A 13,986-nucleotide genomic window follows, 5' to 3' on the forward strand; every position below is an offset into this window, starting at 1 on the left:
GACACACATGGCGGTGATCTTCGCGGACACCCGGACCGCGAAGATCACCGCCAGCGCATCACGCCACGCAGTTGATCAATTACCCAACACTTTCTCAGCCGACGGCGCGCTTGACCAGGTCGGCGATGCGCGCCTCGACCTCGGCGGTGACCTCGGCCAACGCGAAGTAGGTCGGCCACATCGGGCCCTCGTCCAGCTGCGCCTGGTCGCTGAAACCGAGCATGGCGTAGCGGGACTTGAACTTCTCGGCGCTCTGGAAGAAGCAGACCACCTTGTCGTCCAGCGCGTAGGCGGGCATGCCGTACCAGAGCTTGGGGGCGAGGCCGGGCGCGGCGGCGGTGACGACGGCGTGCACGCGCTCGGCCATCGCACGGTCGCCGTCCTGCATCTCGGCGATCTTGGCGAGGACGTCCCGCTTCGCCTCGGCGGCCTTCTCGGCCTTGGAGGCCTTGCGCGCGGCCTTCTTCAACTCCTGCGCGTGGTCCTTCATCGCGGCCCGCTCCTCGGCGGAGAAGCCCTCGTGCTTGCCGCTGCCGCTGCCGCTGCCGCTGCCGCTGCCGTTGCTGGTCATGGTCTCCCCTGTCGTCATGGGTCCCGATCGGCTCAGCTGCCCGGTCGGGCCCGATCGCCGTGATTCACATCCTGCCCCGTCCGCCCCACGGGCCGCCTCCGTGCTCACCACGGAAAGCGGCACGGACGGCGGGCCGGTGGGGGCCCGGCGAGGGCGGCGGACCGTACGGCCGGTAGCCTCACCCGGATGACAGCCCTGTTGAACGACGCCGTCCGCGCACTGCTCGACGCGCCCGTCCCCGCCGTCCTGGCCACCCTCAACCCGGACGGGAGCCCGCAGACCTCGGTGGTCTGGGTCGGCCGCGACGGGGACGAGGTGCTCGTCTCCACCGCCGCCGGGCGCCGCAAGGAGCGCAACCTGCGCCGCGACCCCCGCGCCAGCCTCACCGTCTACGACCCCGCCGACCCGTTGCGCTATGTCGAGATACGCGGCGCCGCCACCGTCACCGAGGACACCGGCCGCGCCGTCGCGGTCGCGCTCGCCGAACAGTACGAGGGCCCCGGCGCGGGCCGGGAGTACCTCGACCTGCTGGCGGAGGTCCTGCGCGTCGTCCTGCGGATCACCCCCGCCAAGGTGGTCGGCACCGCGGCCGCCTGACCCCCTGTCACCACAGCCGCCCGGGCTCGCGCCCGGGCGCCGACGGTCAGGCGACGAGGGCGGTACGGGCGGCGCGGTAGCGGCCGGGGGTGGTGCCGAACTGGCGGGCGAAGGCGTGCGAGAGCGCGTAGGGGCTGGCGTAGCCGACCCGGCGGGCGACGGCCTCCAGCGGGTCGGCGGTGCTGCGCAGCAGGCCTGCGGCCCGGGTCATCCGCCACCAGGTGAGGTAGGCCATCGGGGGCCGGCCGGTGAGCGTGGTGAAGCGGCGGGTGAGGGTGGCGCGCGAGACCCCGGCGCGGGCGGCCAGGGTCTCGGCCGTCCACGGGTGGGCCGGGTCCTGGTGGACGGCGGCGAGCGCGGCCGCCACCACCGGGTCCGTCAGCGCCGCGCCCCAGCCGTCGGCGCCGCGCCGGGTGGTCCAGGCCCGTACCAGGTAGACCAGCAGCAGGTCGATCAGCCCGGGCACGGCGAGTTCGCCGCCGGGGCGGGCGGCGGTCAGCTCGGCGCTCAACAGGTCGACGGCGGCGCGTAGTTCGGGATGCTCGCCGGTGCGGGTGGGCAGGTGGACGACCTCGGGCAGCTCGCGCATCAGCGGGTGCGCGAGCCCGTGGTCGAGGCGGTACTTGCCGCACAGCAGGTCCGCCGCGTCGGAGGGCTCGGGCGCGTCGGGCGCGGCTTGCGCGCGCCGGCGGGGGTCGAGCAGGGCGTCCAGCTCCGGCAGGCGCGCCGCCCGGGCGGGGGTCAACTCCTCGTCGGACAGGGCGTGTCCGCTGCCGTGCGGCAGCAGCACCGCGTCGCCGGGCTCCAGGCGCAGCGGGTCGCCCCCGTCGGCCAGCAGCCAGCAGCTGCCGGCCAGCACCACGTGGAAGCCCGCGCCCGCGTAGGAGGGGATCCGGGCGCCCCAACGCCCCGCCACCCGCAGCCGGTTGGAGGAGGGGCGGCCCGCCCGTACGGCGGCGATCGCATCGCTGACCACGTCCACCGGGCCATCGTAGCCGCGCAGCCGTTCCCCGGAGCACCGCCGCAGCGGACGCCGCCGGGCTCCCGCGCGTGAGCCGTTCGCGTATCGGAGCGAGTCATCGGCGCATTGAGCGGCTCACCCGGGCTTCCTAGGCTCGAGGAGCAGACAGACAGCGAACGGATCGACAGATGGAGGGGCGCACCGTGGAGCGGATCGTACTGGGGGACGTGGAGATCATCCGGGTGCTGGAGTTCCAGGGGCCGTTCGCGCCGGCGGCGGCGATCGTGCCCGACCTCGGCGAACCGGCCTGGACGGCCGCCGCCGACGGCGGAGCCGCCCTGGCGCCCGAACACTACGACCCGGCCTCCGGCGCCTACATCGGCGCGCTGCAGACCTGGGTGGTGCGCAGCGGGGGCCGGACGGTCCTGGTGGACACCGGCGTCGGCAACGGGCGCGAGCGGCCGTCGACACCGATGTTCCACCGGCGCGAGGGGCGCTTCCCGGAGCTGCTCGCGGCGGCGGGGGTGCGGCCGGAGGAGGTGGACGTGGTGGTGAACACCCACCTGCACGCCGACCACGTCGGGTGGAACACCACGGAGAGGGATGGGAGTTGGGTGCCGACGTTCCCCAACGCGCAGTACTACCTGCCGGCCGCGGACCGGGCGTTCTTCGACCCGGCCGCCGGGCACCCGGCCCGCGGCAACGGCGCGGTGGACCCGGCGCGGTGGGCGGAATGGGACCTGGTGTTCGAGGACAGCGTGGCCCCGGTCCTAGCGGCCGGGCAGGCGGTGCAGTGGTCGGGCTCGCTGCGCCTCGACGAGGCCCTGGTGCTGGAGGAGGCGCCGGGGCACACCCCCGGCTCGTCCGTGCTGCGGGTGGAATCCGGCGGCGAACGGGCGGTTTTCGTGGGGGACTTGATGCACTCGCCGGTGCAGCTGGCGCACCCCTCGTGCAACAGCTGCTTCTGCCTGGACCAGGCGCAGGCGGCGGCCAGTCGGCTGCGGATCCTGGAACGGGCTGCTGCGGAACGGGAGTTGGTGATCCCGGCGCACTTCGCGGGAGCGGGGGCGGCGCGGATCAGCCGCGCGGGCGCCGGATTCGCGGCCGACTGGGTGCACTGACGGCCCTGCCTGCCCGTCTGCCGCACGGGGGTGGGCAGACGGGCAGGCGGGTTCACGGGCCGGGGTTCACCGGGCGGGGTTCACAGGGCGGCGAGGAAGAGCCGGTGCAGGTCGGCCCGGATCCGCTGCTCGCCGAGCTCCGGGAGCAGCGCGCCGACGTGCTCGGCGGCCAGCGGCGCCAGCAGGGCGTGCGCGGTGGCCTCGGGGTCGGGGGCGGCGGCGAGCAGGATCGCCAGGTGGCGGTGCCAGAACCGGTAGGAGCCGATGCGGTAGCGGGCGCCGCGGGAGGCGGTCTCGGACATCCGGACCAGCGCCAGGTGCTCCAGCAGGTAGTCGAGGTAGGCGTCGAGGAACGCGGTGAGGCGCTGCGCCGCGGGGGCGCCGGGGCCCAGCGGCGCGGGCCCGCGCAGGACGGCCACTCCAGGCGGCGATCGACGCCGGCGCCGTGACCGTCGTCGACACCCTCGGCGGCCAGTCGGTGGCCGCGCCGCAGCCGGCGGCGGGCGGCGGTTACACCGACGTGCGCAAGTACCGCGAGGGCATCCAGGACTGGGTCGAGGCCGGCCTGCCCACCGAGACCGCCTGACGCCACCCGGCGGCGCCGGCGCTGACGGCCGCGCTGTCGAGGACTTCGGTTGCGAACCCGCTGCCGCACGCCCTCGGATCGCCCACGCCCCGACCGCGTGCGGGGAAGCGTTTGAACCCGCGTCTCCTGAGTGTCTGACCCGCCGTGCCATCCGACGGCGCGACAACTCCCCTGTAGGGGCAGGCATTCAGGCCCCCTTGCCCCGCACGTCCCGGCTGCGCCACCCTCGAACGGGGGCCCGGCCGGCCCCCGCGGGCGGGTGTCACGGAGGCCGACGGTGACAGAGCGCGGGCACCAGGACCCGGGAGCGCAGGGCCCGGAAGCGGCGAGCGGGCGGCAGCAGGCGCGGACGCCGCCCGCGGTGGCCGGCCAGTCGCGGTGGCGGGGGCTCGGCTACGGCCTGCTGGGCTGGTCCTCGCGGCTGCTGGGCATGTTCTTCGGCATGGCCGGCACCGAGCGGATGCTCCACCCGGACACCTTCGCCCTCCTCTACGGCAACCTCCCCGGGCTGGCCTACGGCTCGGGCAACCTCCTGATCCCCCTCAGCTTCCTGTTCCTGGTCGCCGGGAAGCGGCTCGTCCGCCGCCAACGGCAGCACCTCACCCCGGTGATCCGCTCGGCGCAGGAACTGGCGGGTGAGCGCTACGTGCTCTACCTGCGGACCTTCGACGACGACGAGCTGCGGACCGGCATGGAGGCCCCGCACGTCAAGGGCCCGCCCGCACTGGTGGCGTGGAACGCCCACGACTACCGCACGCAGGAGGAGGAACTGGCCACGGCGTTCGAGCGGGTCGCCCCGATGGTGGCCGTCGGCCGGCCCGACGAGGAACTGCCGCTGGTCGGCGCCCGGCGCCTCTACCTCCCCCCGGACGACTGGCAGGACACCGTACTGGCCCTGATCCGGGACGCCCGGCTGGTGGTCCTGGTCGCGGGCACCCGGCCCGGCTTCCTCTGGGAGCTGGTCCGGACCCTGCACCAAGTCCCGCCGCACCGCGTGGTGTTGCTGGTCCCCATGCAGCCCGGGGAGTATGCCGCCTTCCGCACCTCGGCCGAACGGGCGCTGCACGAGCACGCCCGCACCCTGCGCGAGGGCGGCGGCGAGCCGTGGTCGCCCCCCGCACTGCCCGACTACGCGGACGGCGAGGTGTTCGACGAGAACCTCGCGATCAAGGGCGCCGTCCACTTCGACCCCGACTGGACGCCCCGCTTCGTCCGGCTGGACACCTGGGATCCCGCCCACAGCCTGCGCTTCGCGACCCGCCACGCACGCCACCCGCTGCGCACCGCCGTGGAGTACGGGCTGCGCCCGGTCCTCGACCGCGCCCGGGACGAGCCCGAGGACGGGCACCGGTAGAGCGGTCTGACACCGCGCTCGCCGCGGGGCCGGTCGGGACGGGGCCGGTCGCCGCGGGCGGGTTCGCCCCGGCGGATCGCGCGTGCCGCCTCCCGGCCGGTCCCCTTCCGTCAGCCGTTGAGAGAGGCGGCGCCGATCGGCCCGCGCGACTTCAGGCAGCCACGCGCCGCGACCCCCCGCAAGTGCGGCCACCGCCCGCCCCGACCTCACAGCCCGTCAGACACTCCGAGCTGACCTGCGGGAATGCGGACCGCATGCGGATCGTGTGCGGACTTACCGGGATCAGTCGGGCGGAGCAGGCCCGTGGGCCCGTTCGCGTACCCCGGGGGAGGCGGCGGATTCCCGACGCCGCGTCACGTCCGCACCGCCCCGCGCGGCCGGCGCCCCCGGGAAGCACGCCGGCGGGTCCCGACGGGCGGCGGAGGGTCAGTTGTCCCCGAGCGCGATCTTGATGCCGAAGCCGACGAGCACCGTGCCGGTGAGCGCGTCGATGACCCGCTGCACCGAGCCGCGGTTCAGCCAGCGGCGGACGAGCTGGGTGCCGAAGATCAGCGCGCTGAACCAGGCCAGCCCCTCCAGGCAGTGCACGGTCGCCAGGACGACCCCCATCAGCAGGTGCGGGGCGCCGTCGGGGATGAACTGGGGCAGCATCGCCATGTAGAAGACGCCGTTCTTCGGGTTCAGCAGGCTCGTCCCCAGCCCGCGCGCCCAGGACCGCACCCACGTCGTCTCCACGGTCGGGGCTTCCGCCCCGTCCGCCGCATCGCCCAGCACGGGCCGCCCGCGCTCCTTGAACGTCCGCCGGATCATGCCGATCCCCAGCCACGCCAGGTAGGCGGCACCGGCCACGCGCAGCCCGTCGTACAGCAGATTGGACGCCGTGAGCACCGCCGAGGCGCCGACCGCGGCGGCCACGCCCCACACGAGCACGCCGCAGAGGATCCCCAGCGCCGTCGCGAACGCCCGGCGTCTGCCGAGGGTGATGGCCGAGCGCAGCACCAGAGCGGTGTCCAGGCCCGGCATGATGGTCATCATGCCCGCCGCCACGGCGAAGGAGGCAATAGCAGAGGAAACGGTCATGCGGTCATCCTGGAGCCGCGGCCGCGATGACGTCCAATGCGGCCCGCTTCACCGCGCATTAACAGGACTGATGTCGCTGCTCACCGGCGCTTCGCGGCCCGCTGCGCAGGAACGCGCGGGAAGCCGGCCGGCCCGACTTCCCGCGCAGCGGCAGGGGCTCGCCGGCCTACTCCGATACGATCTGCACCTTGTCGGCCTGCATGCCCTTCTGGCCCTGGACGGCCTCGAAGGTGACCTTCTGTCCCTCCACCAGGGACTTGAAGCCGCCCCCTTCGATCGCACGGAAGTGAACGAACAGGTCAGGGCCGGACTCCGGGGTGATGAACCCGTACCCCTTCTCGTCGTTGAACCACTTCACCGTGCCGTTCTGGCGCTCCGCCATGTGTCTTCCCTCAGCTGGTGCGAACCGTTGCGACCGAGATCCTTTCACGTTGTGTGAGGAAACGAGTGCCAAACGTCACGCGCGTCCGGTGTCGGTCACCCGCCTCACCCGCCTCACCGCCTCACCCGCCGTCAGGGCGCCTGCCCGCCCGCCCTGGCGCCTTTCCCGGGCCCGGCCCGTGAACGTCACGGAGCATCAGCGATACCGGCGGGGCAGGCCCCTCCGACCGGCCAGCGCGGGCCGTCCGGGTCGTGCAGCCAGGCCCACTGCCGGTCGGGGGTGACGGTGATGCCGTAGTCGTAGCGGCCGGGCCGCCCGAGGGCCTCCCAGCGGGACCAGGCCGCCAGCACCCGTCGCCGATCGGGCGCGGCCCGCCCTGGAACAGCACGGCGGCGGCGCCGGCACCTGCCCGTCCGCGTTGCCCGGCGGTGGGTCCCCCTGCCCCGGATCCGGCGGCGGTTTCTCGTGCTCGCCCCTGGACGGCAACCGCATGCTGCTCCCTCCGTGTGCGCGACGTGGTCGGCCGCCCATCCTCGCGCCGCACCGCGCCGTCCGGTAGGCGGCGTGCGGGAGCGCGCAGGGCGCGCACGTCGGCGGCACGCGTCGCGGCGACGGACCGGGAGTCAGCCGCCGCCCATGCCGCCCTGGGCGGCGACCATGGTCAGGCCCAGCCCACCCACCGCCCGGGCCAGGCCCGGGGCCTGCTCGGCGATCCGGTCGGTGAGTGCGGCGATCCGCCCGGCGTGCTCCCTGCGGTCGTGCCGGGAGAGCACCAGCTGCAGGTGCCCGTGGGCGGCCAGCGCCGCGAGGACCGCGTCGGAGAACGGCGCCCGGGCGACCGGCGCACTGCCGCGGACGAGCTCGGCCACCCGCGCCTGGAGGTCCAGGGCCTCGCGCGGATCCTCCACCGCCACGCTCCGCCGCGGCACGACCGGGCCGTAGGGGTCGCGGTCCGCCATGGTCACCACGCCGAGCACCGCGAGCCGCTCCTCCACGGCCTCCAGGGTGTCCTCGCGCCCGCGCCTGATCCACGACTTCCAGGTGCGCGGGTGGCCGCCCAGCTCGGCGAGCAGCGCGTCCAGGACCGGGTCCGCGGTGGCGGCGGCCGAGACGATCCGCACCCGGCCCGCCGCGTCCTCCGCGGCGGCGCCCCGGTGGGCCAGCTCGGCCAGCGCGGCCGCGCGCACCAGGAAGCCGGCCCGGGTGCGGTCCTGCAGGGACTGGGCCCGGGTGTCGAAGGCCAGCAGGTAGGCGTCCAGATGCAGTCCTCGGCTCATGCACCCGACGATACGGCGCTCCCGCCGGCCCGCCATCGACCCGCGGAACCCCGCCGCCGCCCCCGGTCGCCGTCCGCTACGATCCGGTGGATCTTGGTCGAGTGCGGGGGCGTTTCATGAGCGGTGGCGGGTTGCGACTGGTGGGGCTGGTCGCGTCGGTACGGATCCAGGCGGCCCTGCTGCTCCCGGTGAGCCTGGTGAGCTGCCTGCCGACCTTCGTCGGGGGCGCGCAGCCGTCGGACCCCGTGATGAGCGTGGGAACCGGCGTGCTCCTCTTCGCGGTGACGTTCTACGGACTCCTGCGGAACCGCCGGCCCTGGTACCAGGAGCGGCTGGAGCGGCTGAGTTCGCCGCCGTCGGCCGCGGAGGTGGTCGCCGAGGACAAGGCCTTCGACCTGTTCTCCCGCGGCCTCGCCGTGCCGCTGCTCGTGGTCCTGCTGATCGGACTCGCGGTCGGCTACGCGACGGGGGTGCCGGTCGGCATGCTCCTGGCGGGCATGGCGGCCGCGATGCTCTGGCAGTCCCGGTGGCTGGCAGCCGAGGAGAAGCAACTGGGCGGCCGCCTCCTGTGCCCGCACACCCCGTTCCTGGTCGCGGCCGACGACCCCAACGGCCCCGCGTACCGGCAGTCCCGCTTCTGGATCGTCCGCGAGAGCGCCTGACCGTCCGTCCGCCTGGGCGGCCTGAGTCGATGATGTTCGGCTACGGGTACGGCGACCACGGCGAGCGCCCGCTTGACGAGGACCGCGACGCCTTCGGCCCCGCCCAGCGCGACCCCTGGCTGGAACGCCACGTCGGCGCGATGCGCACCAAGGAGGAACTGGCCTTCACCGCCGACGGGTTGGAGGCCGTCAGCCTGCGCTTCGGCATGTTCTACGGCGCCGTGGCGCCGGCGTCACCGAGACCACCGTGCTGCCGATGCTGCGCAAGCGCGCCCTGCCCGTCGTCGCCGACCGGGGCCGCGCCCTGTCCTGGGTGGACGCGGCCGACGCGGCCCGCGCCGTCACCGCCGCGCTCGAGGGCGGCCGGGCCGGCCGGGCGTACGACATCGCCGACGACAACCCCGCTCGGCTTCGGCGCCCACGTCCGCGCCGTCGCCGCCGCCTACGGCACCCCCGCGCCGATGACCGTCCCGCTGTGGCTGCTGCGCCCGGCGCCGCTGGCGCACACCATCATGTCGACCGACCTGCGCCTGGCCAACGCCAGGGCCAGGGCCGAGCTCGGCTGGGCGCCGACCCACGCGAGCACTGGCCGGAATGGCCTGGCAGCCGGCGGCGATCAACGGCGAGGAGGGCGTGCTGTTCACGATGGGCGGCCACCCGGTCGGCGCGCTCACCTACGACATCGCCGACGGCCGCATCCGCAACCTGCGCTTCCAGGTCAACCCGGACAAGCTCCACGGCCTCGGCTGACGTTCGGGCCGGTGTCCGGACATTGACACCGGCTCTCCGCGGCGATCAAGGTGAGGGACATGACCCGTCCAGCCGTTCATCCCGCCGTCCCCGCCGCCGTCCCCGCCGCCGTCCCCGCCGCCGTCCCTTCCGACGACCCGGCCGGCCGCCCGGTGAGGGGCGTGCTGGTCACCGGGGCCTCGCGGGGCATCGGCCGGGCCGTGGCGCACGCCTTCGCCGCGCAGGGCGACCGCGTCGCCGTGCACTACGCGTCGAGCCGCGCCCGGGCCGAGCAGACCCTGGCCGCGCTGCCCGGCGAGGGGCACGTCCTGGTGCACGGCGACCTCGCCGACCCGGCCGCGGCCGAGCGGATCGCCGAGACCGCGGACGCCGGGCTCGGCGGGGTGGACGTCCTGGTCAACAACGCCGCCGTGGCCACCTCGGCGGCCAACGCCCACCCGGTGGCCGAGGTGTCGTACGAGGACTGGCAGCGCGTCTGGCGCGAGATGGTCGACGTCAACCTGCTCGGCGCGGCCAACCTCGGCTACTGCGTCGCGCGCCGCATGATCGCCCGCGGCGTACCCGGCCGGATCGTGCACATCGGCTCGCGCGGGGCCTTCCGCGGCGAGCCCGACCACCCCGCGTACGGCGCGAGCAAGGCCGCGCTGCACGCCCTCGGCCAGTCCCTGGCCGTCGCCCTGGCCCCGCACGGGATCTCCGTGACCTCGGTCGCGCCCGGCTTCACCGCCACGGACCGGGTCGCCGACCGCCTGGCGGGCCCGACGGGGCAGGCCCTGCGCGACCAGAGCCCGTTCGGCCGGGTCGGCACCCCGCAGGAGGTCGCCGCGGCCGTGCTCTACCTGGCCTCTCCGGAGGCGACCTGGGCTTCCGGTACGGTCCTCGACCTCAACGGGGCGTCACACCTGCGCCTTTGAGTCCCTGGCCGACCGCGCCCCCCGGCCGACCGGGCCCGGCGGCTCGCCGCTACGCCTCCAGGACCAGCTGCAGCAGCTCGCGCAGGGCCTCGCGCTGCGGGGTCGTGAGGCGGGCCAGCGGATCGGCGGCGAAGGGTGTGCGGGCGCGCAGGTCGGCGGCGACGGCACGGCCGGCGGCGGTGGCGCCGACGCGCTTGACGCGGCGGTCGGCCTCGTCGACGGTGCGCTCGACCAGGCCGCGCGACTCCAGCCGGTCGATGATCACGGTCACGTTGGACGGCTCCGCGTGCAGCCGTTCGGCGATGCGGCGCGTCGGGACCGGGCTCTCGGCGGCGAGCAGCGCCTTGGCCTGCAGCGGGGTCAGGTCGTGGACCGCGGCGGCGGCCTCGGACTCCTGGGTGTAGCGGCGGTAGACCGCCGCGAAGAGGCCGAGAACCTCCCCGCTGAGCTCATCCGATGGGTTGGACATGGGGTCCAGCGTAGCCAGGTGCTTGACAGGGTGGACTGTCGGCTCACATAGTTATGACCCATATTGGTTATGGACAATAAGTATCTGGAGGCCCCGATGAACACCGAGACCGTGAACACCGAGACCGTGAGCACCGAGAACCCGAGCGCCAGGACCGTCCTGATCACCGGCACCTCCTCCGGCATCGGCCTGGCCGCCGCCGTCGCCGCCGCCCGCGCCGGCTGGCGCGTGATCGCCACCATGCGCGATACCGCCAAGGCGGGCGCGCTGCTGGCGGCGGCCGAGGAGGCCGCGGTCACCGTCGACGTCCGGACGCTGGACGTGACCGACCCCGCCTCGGTCGAGGCGTGCCTGGGCGGCCTCGACCGGCTGGACGCGCTGGTCAACAACGCCGGCGCCGGCCACGTCGGCACCCTGGAGCAGGAGAGCGTCGAGGAGGTGCGCGCTGTCATGGAGGTCAACTTCTTCGGCGTCCTGCACGTCACCAAGGCCGCCCTGCCCCTGCTGCGCGCGAGCGGCGGCCGCGTGCTGACCGTCACCAGCGTCGGAGGCGTGATCGGCCAGCCCTTCAACGAGGCCTACTGCGCCGCCAAGTTCGCCGTCGAGGGCTTCATGGAGTCCCTCGCCCCGGTCGCCGCCACGGCCGGCGTGTCCGTCGGCGTGATCGAACCGGGCGCGGTGGCCAGCGAGTTCGTCGCCAACGTGGGCCTCGCCGACGACGCCCTCGAGCAGGCCGGACCGTACGCCCCGGCCCTCGCCGCCTATCTGGAGCGCACCCGTGGAGCCTTCGCCGCCGCGCAGACCCCGCAGGAGGTGGCGGACCTCGTCGTCGATCAGCTCACGACCGAGCGGCCCGCCTTCCGAGTGCTCACCTCCGACGCCGCGCGCGCCTTCGCCGGCACCAAGCTCACGGACCTCGACGGCTCGGCGGTCCAGGCGCTGACCGGTGCGTGGGTCGCCCGGTAGGCGCATCCGCCCCGCGAGGCGCCAGGCTGACGGGCGGTCAGCCGACTAGGCTCACCGCCAGCCACCTGACCAGCGGAAACGGCGAACCGCGGCCGCGGTACCGCAGCATCCGTGCACCCGCAGCATCCGTGCACCCGCAGCACCCGCCGTGTCCGCAGCACCAGGAAACCGCGTCGAGAGGCAGTGCGTTGAAGGTGACCGAGACCGTCCCCGGTTCCCCGTGTTGGGCGCAGCTGAGCGCCCGCGACCTCCCCGCAGCCCAGCAGTTCTACGGGGAACTGTTCGGCTGGACCGCCCGGACCGACCCGGACCCGCAGTACGGCGGCTACACCACCTTCTCCCTCGACGGTGCGCCCGCCGCGGCCGTGGCCCCGCTGATGAACCCGCAGCAGCCGGTGATGTGGCTGGTCTCCTTCGCGGTGGAGGACGTCGACGCCGTCTGCGCGACCGCCAAGGAGGCGGGCGCCCAGGTGTGGATGGGGCCGATGGAGGTCGGCGACCTCGGCCGCTGGGCGCTGCTCAGCGACCCGACCGGCGCGCCGTTCGCCGTCTGGCAGGCCCGCGGGTTCGGCGGCTTCGGCGTGGTGGACGAGCCGAACGCCTTCGGCTGGATCGACCTGTCGACCAGGGACAGGGACGCCGCGGTCGCCTTCTACCGGAACGTCTTCGGCTGGCGGGTCTGGCCGGACGACACCTACCCGATGGTCGGACTCGCCGACCGGATGTTCGGCGGCGTGATGGCCATGGACGACTCCTTCCCGCCGGAGGTCCCGTCCCACTGGAAGCCGTTCTTCCGGGTCGCCGAGGTGGACGCGGCCGCGGCGACCGCGGCGCGCCTGGGCGCCGAGGTCCTGCACGGGCCCGTCGACGTGGAGATGGAGAACGGCCCGAGGCTCGCGGTGATCCGCGACCCGCAGGGCGCCGCCTTCGGCGTCTTCGCCCCCCGCGCCTGACCCGCCACCAGGAACGCCCACCCTTTTCTCCGGATACCCGGCCGAAACCTTCCGCCGACCGCCCGTCAATTTCCCTCCATTGTCGAGGGCATCGGGCGGTCGGCGCCCGCATGACCGCAGGTCAGGGCCGATTGTCAGTGCCCCGCCGTAGTGTTGGATCCAACGTCGGAGGGGGCGCCGGAAAGGCGTCGAAATGGCGTTGGAACGGCGCCGGAATCGGCGTCGGAAAACACGCCGGAAAAGGGTGGAGCCATGTCTGCGAACAGGATCAAGCACAAGGTCAACCACGTCTCGCTCGTGGTCGACAAGTCCGGTTCGATGCGCCAGCACGAGGCGCAGCTCGTCCGGGTGGTGGACGAGTTCGTGAAGGGCCTCCAGGAGGAGTCCGACCGGCTCGGGCACGAGACCCGCATCAGCCTCTACGCCTTCGACCACGAGGTGCAGAACCTGGTCTGGGACATGGACGTCAAGCACCTGCCGTCCCTGCGCGGCCTCTACAAGGTCGACGGCGGCGCGACGGCGCTGATCGAGGCGGCCGTGAAGTCCGTCGACGACCTGAAGAACATCTGGGAGGGCTACGGCGAGCACTCCTTCCTCCAGGTCGTCGTCACCGACGGCGAGGAGAACGCCTCCGGCTGGTCGCAGAGCGGCCGGATGCACACTACGGCCGGCAGCCGGGGCAAGGCCGTCCTGCAGGACTGGATGGGCCGCATCCAGGGCGCCATGGACGGCCTCCCCGACCACTGGACCTCGGCCATCCTGGTCCCGAACTCCCTGGCCAAGCGCACCGCGCAGGAGTACGGCTTCCCGGCGGGCAACATCGCGATCTGGGACGCGGACTCCAGCAAGGGCGTCGAGGAGGCCATCGGCACCGTCAAGTCGGCGGCCACGAGCTTCCTGCGCGGCCGCGAGCAGGGCGTGCGCGGCACCAGGAACCTGTTCGCCATGGGCCAGGACCTGAACACCGCCGACGTGAAGGCCAACCTCGACGCCCTGGACACCGGCAAGTACATCCTGATCCCGGTCGACCAGCAGATGCCGATCCGCGACTTCGTCACCAGCGCCGGCCACGCCTACACGACCGGCTGCGCCTTCTACGAGCTGTCCAAGCGCGAGAAGATCCAGGGCTCCAAGCAGCTCGCCGTGGCGGAGAAGGACCCGGCCACCGGCCGGATGACCGGCCGGGTGTTCTCGGGCCCGGCGGCGCGCCGCCTGCTCGGCCTGCCGTCCTCGGAGGCCACGGTGAAGCCGGGCGACAACCCCTCGTACACCGTGTTCGTCCAGTCGACCTCCGTCAACCGGAAGCTGGTGTCGGGCACCAAGCTGCTCGTGATGCTGTAACA

Annotated in this window: 18 protein-coding genes; 10 read left to right on the forward strand and 8 right to left on the reverse strand. The window is 74.0% G+C overall.

The window, feature by feature from the left end; all coding sequences use genetic code 11:
- Nucleotides 1-94 precede the first annotated feature (94 nt).
- The gene (locus tag ACZ3TI_RS37820; RefSeq protein ID WP_465734584.1) at nucleotides 95-571 is read right to left on the reverse strand and encodes an iron chaperone; all 477 of its coding nucleotides are present in this window, start codon (nucleotides 569-571) and stop codon (nucleotides 95-97) included.
- 186 nt (nucleotides 572-757) lie between these two features.
- Between ACZ3TI_RS37820 and ACZ3TI_RS37825 the strand changes: the two genes are divergently transcribed.
- The gene (locus ACZ3TI_RS37825; RefSeq protein WP_465734586.1) at nucleotides 758-1,168 is read left to right on the forward strand and encodes a PPOX class F420-dependent oxidoreductase; all 411 of its coding nucleotides are present in this window, start codon (nucleotides 758-760) and stop codon (nucleotides 1,166-1,168) included.
- 46 nt (nucleotides 1,169-1,214) lie between these two features.
- Here the strand turns inward: ACZ3TI_RS37825 and ACZ3TI_RS37830 are convergent, their stop codons facing one another.
- Nucleotides 1,215-2,150: an AraC family transcriptional regulator gene (locus ACZ3TI_RS37830; protein ID WP_465734588.1), complete on the reverse strand. Its 936-nt coding sequence runs from the start codon at nucleotides 2,148-2,150 to the stop codon at nucleotides 1,215-1,217.
- A gap of 167 nt (nucleotides 2,151-2,317) precedes the next feature.
- On the opposite strand from ACZ3TI_RS37830, the gene ACZ3TI_RS37835 reads away from it, so the two are divergent.
- On the forward strand, nucleotides 2,318-3,250 hold the full coding sequence (locus ACZ3TI_RS37835) for an MBL fold metallo-hydrolase (RefSeq protein ID WP_465734590.1): 933 nt from the start codon (nucleotides 2,318-2,320) through the stop codon (nucleotides 3,248-3,250).
- Nucleotides 3,251-3,330: 80 nt separating this feature from the next.
- On the opposite strand, the gene ACZ3TI_RS37840 is transcribed toward ACZ3TI_RS37835, so the two are convergent.
- Entirely contained in the window at nucleotides 3,331-3,669 is a 339-nt protein-coding gene (locus ACZ3TI_RS37840) for a hypothetical protein (protein ID WP_465734592.1), read from the reverse strand.
- 26 nt (nucleotides 3,670-3,695) lie between these two features.
- Here ACZ3TI_RS37840 and ACZ3TI_RS37845 point away from each other — a divergent pair, with 26 nt between their 5' ends.
- Together ACZ3TI_RS37845 and ACZ3TI_RS37850 are read left to right on the forward strand one after the other, a co-directional pair.
- Nucleotides 3,696-3,836 carry a hypothetical protein gene (locus tag ACZ3TI_RS37845; protein ID WP_465734594.1) on the forward strand — a complete coding sequence of 47 codons (141 nt, stop codon included), beginning with the start codon at nucleotides 3,696-3,698 and terminating at the stop codon, nucleotides 3,834-3,836.
- Nucleotides 3,837-4,113: 277 nt separating this feature from the next.
- Nucleotides 4,114-5,190: a hypothetical protein gene (locus tag ACZ3TI_RS37850; RefSeq protein WP_465734596.1), complete on the forward strand. Its 1,077-nt coding sequence runs from the start codon at nucleotides 4,114-4,116 to the stop codon at nucleotides 5,188-5,190.
- Between the two features lie 426 nt (nucleotides 5,191-5,616).
- Here the strand turns inward: ACZ3TI_RS37850 and ACZ3TI_RS37855 are convergent, their stop codons facing one another.
- From ACZ3TI_RS37855 to ACZ3TI_RS37870, 4 genes are all read right to left on the reverse strand, one after another.
- Nucleotides 5,617-6,270, reverse strand: coding sequence for a LysE family translocator (locus ACZ3TI_RS37855; protein WP_465734598.1), 654 nt, complete (start codon nucleotides 6,268-6,270; stop codon nucleotides 5,617-5,619).
- A gap of 166 nt (nucleotides 6,271-6,436) precedes the next feature.
- Nucleotides 6,437-6,652, reverse strand: a complete 216-nt coding sequence (locus tag ACZ3TI_RS37860) for a cold-shock protein (RefSeq protein ID WP_465734600.1) — start codon at nucleotides 6,650-6,652, stop codon at nucleotides 6,437-6,439.
- Nucleotides 6,653-6,837: 185 nt separating this feature from the next.
- Nucleotides 6,838-7,002, reverse strand: coding sequence for a hypothetical protein (locus ACZ3TI_RS37865; RefSeq protein ID WP_465734602.1), 165 nt, complete (start codon nucleotides 7,000-7,002; stop codon nucleotides 6,838-6,840).
- A gap of 273 nt (nucleotides 7,003-7,275) precedes the next feature.
- Nucleotides 7,276-7,929, reverse strand: coding sequence for a GOLPH3/VPS74 family protein (locus ACZ3TI_RS37870; RefSeq protein ID WP_465734604.1), 654 nt, complete (start codon nucleotides 7,927-7,929; stop codon nucleotides 7,276-7,278).
- Nucleotides 7,930-8,045: 116 nt separating this feature from the next.
- Here ACZ3TI_RS37870 and ACZ3TI_RS37875 point away from each other — a divergent pair, with 116 nt between their 5' ends.
- The 3 genes from ACZ3TI_RS37875 (at nucleotide 8,046) to ACZ3TI_RS37885 (ending at nucleotide 10,255) form a co-directional block, all read left to right on the forward strand.
- Complete coding sequence (locus ACZ3TI_RS37875) at nucleotides 8,046-8,591, forward strand: hypothetical protein (RefSeq protein WP_465734606.1); 546 nt, start codon at nucleotides 8,046-8,048, stop codon at nucleotides 8,589-8,591.
- Nucleotides 8,592-9,185: 594 nt separating this feature from the next.
- Nucleotides 9,186-9,341 (forward strand): hypothetical protein, encoded by a 156-nt coding sequence (locus ACZ3TI_RS37880; protein ID WP_465734608.1) that lies wholly within the window; start codon nucleotides 9,186-9,188, stop codon nucleotides 9,339-9,341.
- 152 nt (nucleotides 9,342-9,493) lie between these two features.
- Complete coding sequence (locus ACZ3TI_RS37885; RefSeq protein WP_465734673.1) at nucleotides 9,494-10,255, forward strand: SDR family NAD(P)-dependent oxidoreductase; 762 nt, start codon at nucleotides 9,494-9,496, stop codon at nucleotides 10,253-10,255.
- A gap of 49 nt (nucleotides 10,256-10,304) precedes the next feature.
- Here ACZ3TI_RS37885 and ACZ3TI_RS37890 read toward each other — a convergent pair whose 3' ends face one another.
- Nucleotides 10,305-10,724, reverse strand: a complete 420-nt coding sequence (locus ACZ3TI_RS37890) for a MarR family winged helix-turn-helix transcriptional regulator (protein WP_465734610.1) — start codon at nucleotides 10,722-10,724, stop codon at nucleotides 10,305-10,307.
- Between the two features lie 96 nt (nucleotides 10,725-10,820).
- Here ACZ3TI_RS37890 and ACZ3TI_RS37895 point away from each other — a divergent pair, with 96 nt between their 5' ends.
- From ACZ3TI_RS37895 to ACZ3TI_RS37905, 3 genes are all read left to right on the forward strand, one after another.
- Nucleotides 10,821-11,690: an SDR family oxidoreductase gene (locus ACZ3TI_RS37895; protein ID WP_465734612.1), complete on the forward strand. Its 870-nt coding sequence runs from the start codon at nucleotides 10,821-10,823 to the stop codon at nucleotides 11,688-11,690.
- 194 nt (nucleotides 11,691-11,884) lie between these two features.
- Complete coding sequence (locus ACZ3TI_RS37900) at nucleotides 11,885-12,643, forward strand: VOC family protein (protein WP_465734614.1); 759 nt, start codon at nucleotides 11,885-11,887, stop codon at nucleotides 12,641-12,643.
- A 252-nt stretch (nucleotides 12,644-12,895) separates the two neighbouring features.
- Complete coding sequence (locus tag ACZ3TI_RS37905; protein WP_465734616.1) at nucleotides 12,896-13,984, forward strand: vWA domain-containing protein; 1,089 nt, start codon at nucleotides 12,896-12,898, stop codon at nucleotides 13,982-13,984.
- The last annotated feature ends 2 nt before the right edge of the window (nucleotides 13,985-13,986 follow it).

The organism is Kitasatospora sp. NPDC023120 (assembly GCF_055560835.1).

Bases quoted from the DNA above. Each gene is read 5' to 3' on its own strand.
- ACZ3TI_RS37820 (WP_465734584.1), bottom strand. From the start codon at position 571: ATGACCAGCAACGGCAGCGGCAGCGGCAGCGGCAGCGGCAGCGGCAAG.
- ACZ3TI_RS37825 (WP_465734586.1), top strand. From the start codon at position 758: ATGACAGCCCTGTTGAACGACGCCGTCCGCGCACTGCTCGACGCGCCC.
- ACZ3TI_RS37835 (WP_465734590.1), top strand. From the start codon at position 2,318: ATGGAGGGGCGCACCGTGGAGCGGATCGTACTGGGGGACGTGGAGATC.
- ACZ3TI_RS37855 (WP_465734598.1), bottom strand. From the start codon at position 6,270: ATGACCGTTTCCTCTGCTATTGCCTCCTTCGCCGTGGCGGCGGGCATG.
- ACZ3TI_RS37860 (WP_465734600.1), bottom strand. From the start codon at position 6,652: ATGGCGGAGCGCCAGAACGGCACGGTGAAGTGGTTCAACGACGAGAAG.
- ACZ3TI_RS37870 (WP_465734604.1), bottom strand. From the start codon at position 7,929: ATGAGCCGAGGACTGCATCTGGACGCCTACCTGCTGGCCTTCGACACC.
- ACZ3TI_RS37875 (WP_465734606.1), top strand. From the start codon at position 8,046: ATGAGCGGTGGCGGGTTGCGACTGGTGGGGCTGGTCGCGTCGGTACGG.
- ACZ3TI_RS37880 (WP_465734608.1), top strand. From the start codon at position 9,186: ATGGCCTGGCAGCCGGCGGCGATCAACGGCGAGGAGGGCGTGCTGTTC.
- ACZ3TI_RS37890 (WP_465734610.1), bottom strand. From the start codon at position 10,724: ATGTCCAACCCATCGGATGAGCTCAGCGGGGAGGTTCTCGGCCTCTTC.
- ACZ3TI_RS37895 (WP_465734612.1), top strand. From the start codon at position 10,821: ATGAACACCGAGACCGTGAACACCGAGACCGTGAGCACCGAGAACCCG.
- ACZ3TI_RS37905 (WP_465734616.1), top strand. From the start codon at position 12,896: ATGTCTGCGAACAGGATCAAGCACAAGGTCAACCACGTCTCGCTCGTG.